The following is a 1,574-nucleotide window of genomic DNA, read 5'->3' on the forward strand; positions in this document are numbered from 1 at the left end:
CCGCCGACAGCCACCGACACTTGTGATCCTACTCCGACAATAACTTTTGTCGATGCAACCACTCCAGGCAACTGTCCGGGTAACTATAGTGTGACCAGAACATGGACTGCAACAGATGATTGTGGTAATACTGCTTCTTGTAGCAGAACCATTGTGGTACAGGATATCACGCCGCCTGTCATTACCTGTGTAGCGCAAACAACACCGATCAACTGTCCGGGAACACCAGTGTTTACACCGCCGACAGCCACTGACGCTTGTGATCCTACTCCGACAATAACTTTTGTCGATGCAACCACACCAGGTAACTGTCCGGGTAACTACAGTGTGACCAGAACATGGACTGCAACAGATGATTGCGGTAATACCGCCTCTTGTAGCAGAACCATTCAGGTTCGCGATGTTACGCCTCCGGTAATTACATGTCCTACAGTAACCTCGCCAATTAGTTGTCCTGCAACTCCATCCTTTGGAGCAGCAACGGCCACCGACACTTGTGATCCTACTCCGACAATAACATTTGCCGATGTAACCACACCAGGCAGTTGTCCAAGTAATTACAGCGTGACCAGAACATGGACCGCCACAGACGATTGCGGTAATACCGCCAGCTGTAGCAGAACCATTGTGGTTCAGGATATAACGGCTCCTGTGATAACCTGTGCTGCGGATAAAACAATTGAGTGTAATGCTGCATTTAATTTTGATCAACCAACAGCCACTGACAATTGCAGCACATTTACTATTGTTACAGTAGGTACTGTAACCAATACAAACGGTAGTCAAACACGTACTTGGAAAGCAGTAGATGCTTGTGGTAATGAGTCCGCTACATGTAGCCAAACCATTAGTGTGGCTAATTGTACTCACATCTTCCCGACTCAGACTACCTGTTGTAATTATACCACAGGAACTGCCACAGGATTGTATAATGTTTGTACAACTGTTAGCGGTAATACGGTGACTAATGCCATACCAGGTGTGTTCTTCTATTATTCAAATGTAACTGCTCCAGGAGCTAGCTTTACAATTGATGTAAAACAAACCAGAGATGGTGATCTGAATAGATTTTTCACTATTCAGGGCTCTGATAACAATAGTGTTTCGCAAATTCGTTTGTTCACTAGCACTTGTGGATCAGTATCATTTACCGGTAGCTTAATCGAAAATGGTACAGGAGCACATTATGTTGTTACTGGTGCCACTCCGGGAGCAACATATGTTGTTTCTATAAAATATGAGGTGAAATCACTCATTGATGGTGTTTACTCCGGTATTGACAAGGTTAGTAAATATACTTTCGCAAGCTATATCAATGGCTCAGGCACTGCTGCCTTAGGAAGTACAGGAACTATAGATGCTGTTGCAGGATGTAGTGATAATACACCATCACCTGGAAGTTGTACGCTTCCTGGATCAACAATTGAGCCTGTAATTGCAATTGCTCCGATAGAAACAACAACCGCTAAAACTACTGAAACTACTAGTTTCACAGCACATCCGGTTCCTTTCAAAGATCAATTGACTATCAGTTATGATCTTAAATATGTTACTGATGTGAGAATTGAGGTCTT

At 43.8% G+C, this 1,574-nt stretch carries 1 pseudogene; it reads left to right on the forward strand.

Going from position 1 to position 1,574, the window contains the following annotated elements:
- Nucleotides 1–1,574: pseudogene (locus tag DB891_RS17675) on the forward strand (HYR domain-containing protein); the annotation flags it as partial.

It is taken from the genome of Flavobacterium laiguense, assembly GCF_003097655.1.
GTDB lineage: Bacteria > Bacteroidota > Bacteroidia > Flavobacteriales > Flavobacteriaceae > Flavobacterium > Flavobacterium laiguense.